The sequence below is a fragment of the Clostridium bornimense genome (assembly GCF_018917145.1).
GTDB classification, from domain to species: Bacteria; Bacillota; Clostridia; order Clostridiales; family Clostridiaceae; genus Clostridium_AN; species Clostridium_AN bornimense_A.
On record NZ_JAHLOD010000036.1, the window covers coordinates 24,763 to 32,936 of the forward strand.

An 8,174-nucleotide genomic window follows, 5' to 3' on the forward strand; every position below is an offset into this window, starting at 1 on the left:
TTAAACCTCCTTTGTTTTAGATTTCTTTTTGAATTTTTTAAGTACATCTGTTATTTCCATATTGCCAAATAACCCCTTAGGTCTAAAAATCATAACAATTATTAATGCTAAAGAGTAGAATATCATTCTTAAGTCAGCAAAGCTTCTAAGTGCTTCTGGTAATATAGTTAGAACAATAGCGGCAATGATAGAACCAGATAAAGATCCCATACCACCAAGAACTACAAAAGTTAAAATTTCAATTGATTTTAAGAAGTTAAATGCTGTTGGTTGAATGAATCCATTGTGATGAGCAAAAAGTCCACCAGCAATTCCTGCGAAGAAAACAGAAACTAAGAATGCCATTATTTTGTATTTTGTAGTGTTAACACCCATTGCTTCAGCAGCAATTTCATTTTCTCTAATAGCGATCATAGATCTACCTTTAGAAGAATGAATGATATTGGCAATAATAACTATAGTTAATACCATAGCAAAGTATACAAGGGTAAAATTAGTTTCACGAGGAATACCAGATAAACCTCTAGCACCACCAAGAGCATCGATATTTGTTATTAAAACTCTTATAATTTCACATATTCCTAAAGTTGCGATAGCAAAATAGTCTCCTTTAAGCTTAAGAGTAGGTAGTCCTACAATAAATCCTATAACAGTTGCCAATAAGGCACCAATTAATATAGAAACTAAAAATGGTATATTTGTTGTTGTTGATAAGTAAGCAGAAGTATAGGCACCAATTGCCATAAATCCAGAGTGACCTAAGCTAAGTTGACCTGTAAATCCAGTAATTAAGTTTAATGAAACAGCTAAGATTACATTTATACAACAAGTAACTAATATTCTTGAATAATATCTGTTAAGTACTCCAGAATACATAAGAAGACTAAGAAGTATATACATGGCTACAATTAATGCGACCCAAGTTAAGAGGTTCTTATATTTTTTCATTTATATCACCTACACTTTCTCATTAGATTTCTTACCAAGTATTCCGGATGGTTTAACTAGTAAGATTATTATTAAGATACCAAATACAATTGCATCAGATAGTGTAGTTGAAATATATGCTTTTGTAAGAGTTTCTGTTAGTCCGATAAGGATACCACCTATAAGAGCACCAGGGATACTTCCGATTCCACCTAGTACAGCAGCTATAAAAGCTTTAAGTCCAGGGACAACTCCCATATAAGGTCCAACAGAGTTAAAAGCTAAAGAAACTAAAACACCAGCTGCACCAGCTAATGCAGAACCAATAGCAAAAGTTGCAGAAATAGTAGTGTTTACGTTAATACCCATTAAAGAAGCAGCCTCTATATCATAAGAAGAAGCTCTCATTGCTTTACCTATCTTAGTCTTAAACACTATAAATTGAAGGAGAATTACAAGGATGATTGATACAACTAAAGTTAAAGCTTTTGATGTGTCAATTGATAGGCTACCAATGTTTATGACACTTGTACTTAGTAATTTTGGAAAAGCCTTAGTGTCAGGTCCTACTAAATATACCATTCCATTCTCTAATAGAAGAGATACTCCTATAGCTGTTATAAGTAGTGTTATTCTAGGAGAATTTCTAAGAGGTTTATAAGCAATCTTTTCGATTAAGACTCCTAGTATTCCAGATGCAACCATTGATAATAATAATGTTGGAATTAGTGGAAGTTTTAATGTTGAACCACAAAATATACCTACAAAGGCACCAATCATATATATATCACCATGGGCAAAGTTAATTAAATTTATTATTCCATATACCATGGTATAACCTAGGGCTATTAAAGCGTAAATAGACCCTAGTGAAAGACCATTAGTAAGTTGTTGCAATAGTTCCATGTTAAATCCTCCTTCATAGATTATGGATTTATTTTCTTAACTAATGTTTGTTTTCCGTCTTGAATTTTTATTACTGATACACTCTTTATTGGATTTCTATTTTTATCAAATGTAACATGACCAGTAATTGTATCTAAATCAGTTTTTGCAAGAGCATCTTTTACTGCATCAGCATCAGTAGAACCAGCAGATTCTATAGCTTTTGTTAATACTTGTAGAGTACTGTAAGATAAAGCTGCAAAAGCATCTGGATCAGCATTATATTTTTCTTTGTAAGATTTTACGAATTTTTGAACGTCTTCAGATTCATCTTCTGGAGAGTAGTGATTAACAAATATAGCACCTTCTACAGAATCTCCTCCAATTTCAAATAACTTAGGAGAATCCCATCCGTCACCGCCAAGGAATTGAGCAGTAATACCAGCAGATCTTGCTTGATCAGTGATAAGTCCAACAGTATCATAGTAATCAGGTAATACTAAAACATCAGGATTTAAGTTTTTAATCTTTGTTAATTGAGCACTAAAATCTTTATCACCACTGTTATAAGAATCGAAAGATACTACTTCGCCACCAGCAGCCTCAAACTTTTTCTTAAATGTTTCTGCAATACCTTTAGAATAGTCAGAAGAAACGTTATATAATATAGAAGCTTTTTTCGCACTTAAATCTTCTATAGCATATTTAGATAAAGTTTCACCTTGTAATGAATCTATATAGCAACCTCTAAATACATATTCTCCACCTTTTTTAGTTATATTAGGTTCTGTTGCAGTTGGAGAAATCATTGGTATTTGGTCTGATTTTGCTCTGTCTGCTATAGCAGTACTTGAACCAGATGTAACTGCACCAAATATCATAGAAACTTCTTCTTTATTTACTAACTTATCATAAGCATTAAGAGCTTTAGTTGCATCAGCCTCATCATCTTCAAAAAGAAGTTTTATTTTCTTTCCATCGAAGCCACCGTTATTGTTGTATTCTTCTAAGAATAGCTCAGCTCCGTTCTTTACTGAAGTACCATAACTTGAAGCATCTCCTGTTAATGGTCCTATACCCCCAATTAAAATTTCATCTTCAGATTTTTGTGAGCCACATCCAGTTAAAGCTGTTAGTGATAATGTAGCTACTACTAGCATTGATAATAATTTTTTTTTCATAATAATTGCCCCCTTTTTATTAAAAATGAAAGAATACTAACATATAATTTCAAATTTAAAAATTATTATAACATCAATATTAGCAAATTTATCACAATAATACAATATATACAAGGATAAAAAATGAAATTAATGAAGAATAAAATTAATATATATAAATTTATGAAATTGAGTTATAGAGCATAATTAGCGTAAGTTGAATATGGTGTTCGTTTACAATATACTGTATTTTATTATAAGATTTAGTATGTGAGGATAATAAGAACCAATATTTTCAAAAGGTGATGAATTTGCAAGAAATGAAAGGAAAGGCGTCATTTGTGAAATTAATGAAGGAATATTGACAGCATTTTCTATAAAAATACATAGATGGGATAAAAGATATAAAACAGTTATATAATATGTGATAATTAATTTTATTATGATAAAATTATAAGCATGATTATAAAAATAAGTTTATTTATATAGAGGGTGTAAAAATGAGAAGTTCAGAAGAGTTAAGAAAAAAGTTAATTAGTATCGATGGAAGAGGATATAAAGCTTATAAGGATTTAGAAGGGCAATATAAGTTTAAAGATTATATTTTAAGTATAGATCATGTACAAGGAGATCCATTTGCATCACCATCAAGAGTTAGAGTTATAATAGATCAAAATGTAGCTAAAATACCGATGGAGCTTATTGATAAAAAACATAAGAATATAGCTGTTGCAGATTATATAACAAGAGAATTTTACTCCAATATATATAAGAAAGGTGAAAAAATATTTGGATCTGGTAAGAGTGGATTAATATCTATAAGTAAATGTACACAAGAGGTTTTAGAGAGAACAGCTATAATTATAGATAGAGAAAAAATAGAAGCTAGATTTTATGTAGGGTTTCCTGCTAGGGGGAGAAGCGTACTTGCAAAGGAATTAGAAAAGATAATATACAATGTAATTCCTTCTATAGTAGAAAGTTCTTTAATATATAATAACTTAAATAAAAATCAACTTATTAATAAAGTTAAATTAAGTGAAGATCAACAGTTTATAAGAGAAAAAATGAAAGAAGAAGGATTAATAGCTTTTGTAGCCAATGGGTCCATATTACCAAGAGAGAGTGGCGTATCAGATAAGCCTTTAAAGAGTGCAATACCTTTTGTATCTCCAAAGACATTAGAGGTAGCTTTTAATACACCGAATAAAGGTATTATCAAAGGTATGGGTATAAAAAAGGGAATAACAATTATAGTTGGTGGTGGATATCATGGTAAGTCCACATTGCTTAAAGCTTTAGAAGTCGGAGTATATAATCATATAAGTGGAGATGGAAGAGAGTTTGTTATAACAGATGATACTGCATTTAAGATTAGAGCGGAAGATGGACGAGCAGTAACTGGTGATGATATATCTTTATTTATTAATAATATACCTAGCGGAAAGGATACAAAGAAGTTCTTTACGGAAAATGCTAGTGGTAGTACATCACAAGCAGCCAATATAGTTGAAGCTATAGAAAGTGGGACTAATGTATTATTAATTGATGAAGATACTTCTGCAACTAATTTTATGATGAGGGACGATCTTATGCAAAAGCTAGTAGCAAAAGAGCAAGAGCCAATAACTACATTTATAGAGGTAGTGAAACCTTTATATAGTCAAAAAAATATATCTACAATTATGGTAGTAGGAAGTTCTGGAGACTTTTTTGATGTGGCAGATTGTGTTATTCAAATGGATAATTATGAAGCTAAGGATGTAACAATTGAAGCTAAAAGTTTAATGAGAGGTACGATTTTAGCAAGAGTAGAAGAAAAAAATCTCAAAGTGAATATTAATTTTAATAGAAAAATAAAAAAGGGAACTATAGAAAGTAGTTATAAAGGTATAAAGATAAAGACTATGGGAAAAGATGGACTTTCTATAAATAAAGAAAGTATTGATTTAAGAGCTGTGGAACAAATAGTTGATGGAGAACAATTAAATGCAATAGGATCTATTATGAAATGGACAGAAGAAAATATTATGGATAGAAATTTAAAGTTTGATGAAATGGTAGACTTAATTATTGATACTATAAATAAACGAGGATTGATATCTATAGAGAAAATGAAAGGTGGATGGGGAAGTTTAGCTATGCCAAGAAAGCAAGAAATAATGGCAGCTTATAATAGATATAGAAAGTTAAAGATATAATTATATAGGATAATAATTGAATAAAAAATGCAAAAGGATGTTACAAAATTCTACAAAGAATTTTGCAATATCCTTTTTTTATATAAAAAAAGGCTGAAATTGTATTAAAAAAGTAAAAATCTTCATAAAAAACACACAGCAAAAAGGTATAAATAGGAAGAAGATAGAAAAATGTAGAAAAACGTAAAAAAGGAGGATGTGTATGAAAAAGTTTCGAGGAAGTTTATTTGGAATTGTTATCACAGCTATATTATGTTTAGGAATAAGTGGTACAGCTAGTGCATCAGTTTATAAGAATAAGGAATTTACATTAAAACAACCAGATAATACAGAAGTAAAAGTAAAGATTACTGGAGATGAATATTATCAACATATTGAAAGTATGGATGGATATACTCTTTGCAGAAATGAAGAAGGATGGATTTGTTATGCAAAGACTAACGATAATAATTCAGAATATATTGCTACAGATAAAGTTTATAAAGGGGAGAAATATGAAGATCCATCTGTTATTAAAAGATTATTTAGTAATAAAGAAAAGTTATCTAAACACGAAAAAATAGATAAAAAATATATGGACAAGCAAAGAGAAGAAGTAAAAGAAGAGCTTAATGCAGATGTTAGAGAAGAAGTAGCAGAAGAGGTTATGACTACAAGTGCTAAGGCAAAATCAGATTATACAACAACTGAAAAGATTAATGGATTAGCACTTATTATAGATTTTCCAGATCAAAAAAGTAGTGTATCAAAATCAGAAATAGATAACTTTTTTAATAAAACTGGATATAAGGGATATTCTAATAATGGATCAGTTAAAGATTATTTTTATGATGTATCAGGAGGAAAAGTTACTTATGAAAATACTATAACTGAATTTTATACTGCTAGAAATCCTAAATCTTATTATGACAATGTAAATGAAAGTGATTATAGTAAGGCATTAGAATTAGTTAATGAGGCTTTAAATTGGTTGAAATCAACAGGCTTTGACTTTTCAAAATTAACTACTGATTCTAATGGAGTTGTAAGAGGGGTAAATATACTTTATGCAGGAAATGCTGATGCTGGATGGTCAAGAGGACTATGGCCTCATCAAGGATATCTTCCTAATGCATTTACATCAAATGGTGTAAAAGTTCAATTGTATCAATTGAGTAATATAGGAAATGAGTTATCACTAGATACTATTTGTCATGAAAATGGACATCTACTTTTTGGATATCCAGATTTATATGATTATACAGGAAAAACTGGTGGATGTGGTACATATAGTCTTATGTCATACTTGTCAGATCCTAAAAATCCAGCACCACCAGATCCATATTGTAGAAATGTAATATCAGGATGGAATACAGTAATAGATTTAAATTCTTATAGTGATGGAAATAAATTAACAGCAAATTCTAGCACAAATGGAACACAACCAGTATATAAGTGGTCAGGTAAGAGTTCAAATGAATATTATTTAATTGAAAATATTAAGAAGAATGGAAGATATAAAAGCATGCCAGATGAAGGTCTTATGATTTGGCATGTAGATGAAGATGGAAGTAATTCTAATCAAGCATCATCAAAAGCAAGACATTATCAACTTTCAGTTGTACAAGCAGATAATAAAATGGAACTAGAAAACAAAATAAATGTTGGAGCTGATGGAGACTTATTCCATAAGGGTTATAATGATACGTTTAACGATAGCAGTAGTCCAAATTCTAAATGGTGGGATAAAACTTCATCTGGATTAGATATATCTAATATAAGTGCTATAGGAGAAACTATGACTTTTGTTAAATCAGGAAAGGGTACAAGTAGTAATACTGATAAAGATAGCACAACTAAAGATGATACAACAACTGATAATAGTAATACAAATACAGGAAACGATACAACAATTGATGATGGTAATATAGCAGCAAAAGCAAAAGTAACAACATCTTATTGTTCATCTTGGGAATCAATAGCAGCATTAAATGACGGATTTGCTCCAACAAGTTCTAATGATAGAAATCATGCTGTTTATGGAAATTGGCCTGAAACAGATACTCAATGGGTACAATATAAATTTGATAAAAAGTACAAAATATCAAAATGCGATTTATATTGGTTCAAAGATAATTTAGGAATAGATGTGCCATCTTCATATAAGATAAAGTATATGGACAATGGTAATTGGAAGTATGTATCGAATGCAAAAGGATTAGGTATAGACATAAATAAGTTCAATACAACTACTTTTGATACTATAACAACAGATACTATAGCCGTAGAAATGAATTCAAACAATGGATCATCTACAGGTATAGTTGAGTGGAAAGTTTATGGAGAAGTCGCTAATGGAAATACAACAGATACAACAGGTGATACTGATGACAATACATCAACTGTAACAAAAGTTGAAGATGGTAAATGTTATAGACTTAAAAATGTATATAGTGGACAATATTTAGATGTAAAAGATGGTAAAGATGCAAATAATACAAATATTCAACAACTTCCAGCTAATGGAGAAGATGCTCAAGTATTTAAAGCTGTAAGTACAGGAAATGGATATTTTAAATTAGTATCACAAGTAGGAAGTGCGAAAAGGGTAGTAGATATTGAAAGAAAGAAAAGTACTAATGGTACAAATGTAATATTGTATAACGATAAAAATGCTAAAAATCAACAGTTTAAATTTAAGTATCTTGGTAATGGTGTGTTTACAATACACACTAGAATTAGTGGAGATAAGTCTGTAATTGAAGTAAAAGATGGAAGTAAAGCTAGAAAAGCGAATGTACAACAATGGAAAAGTAATTCAAAGTCATATCAACAATGGGTTTTTGAAAGAGTTAAGTAGTAAAAATGACAATCTTAGTAAAATAAGATTGTCATTTTTATTTTTGTTTAATGAATACCACAGGTTCGACCTGTGGTTCTAAAAAGCTTTTAGCTATACGTAGAAAATAAAAAACCTCCGATGTAAAATAATAGTAGGTTTGCCGACCAATACTATAAGTTA

Annotated in this window: 5 protein-coding genes; 2 read left to right on the forward strand and 3 right to left on the reverse strand. The window is 30.0% G+C overall.

Annotated features, from left to right (window positions below; genetic code table 11):
- The 3 genes from KQI30_RS12115 to KQI30_RS12125 are packed head-to-tail and all read right to left on the reverse strand — an operon-like array spanning window position 1 to window position 2,993.
- Window positions 1–948, reverse strand: a complete 948-nt coding sequence (locus tag KQI30_RS12115) for a branched-chain amino acid ABC transporter permease (protein ID WP_216463612.1) — start codon at window positions 946–948, stop codon at window positions 1–3.
- 9 nt (window positions 949–957) lie between these two features.
- Entirely contained in the window at window positions 958–1,833 is an 876-nt protein-coding gene (locus tag KQI30_RS12120; protein ID WP_216463613.1) for a branched-chain amino acid ABC transporter permease, read from the reverse strand.
- Window positions 1,834–1,853: 20 nt separating this feature from the next.
- The gene (locus KQI30_RS12125; RefSeq protein ID WP_216463614.1) at window positions 1,854–2,993 is read right to left on the reverse strand and encodes an ABC transporter substrate-binding protein; all 1,140 of its coding nucleotides are present in this window, start codon (window positions 2,991–2,993) and stop codon (window positions 1,854–1,856) included.
- 479 nt (window positions 2,994–3,472) lie between these two features.
- Here KQI30_RS12125 and KQI30_RS12130 point away from each other — a divergent pair, with 479 nt between their 5' ends.
- Together KQI30_RS12130 and KQI30_RS12135 are read left to right on the forward strand one after the other, a co-directional pair.
- A complete protein-coding gene (locus tag KQI30_RS12130; protein WP_216463615.1) occupies window positions 3,473–5,173 on the forward strand; it encodes an ABC-ATPase domain-containing protein in 1,701 nt (566 codons plus the stop codon).
- A 202-nt stretch (window positions 5,174–5,375) separates the two neighbouring features.
- Window positions 5,376–8,012, forward strand: coding sequence for a M6 family metalloprotease domain-containing protein (locus tag KQI30_RS12135; RefSeq protein WP_216463616.1), 2,637 nt, complete (start codon window positions 5,376–5,378; stop codon window positions 8,010–8,012).
- The last annotated feature ends 162 nt before the right edge of the window (window positions 8,013–8,174 follow it).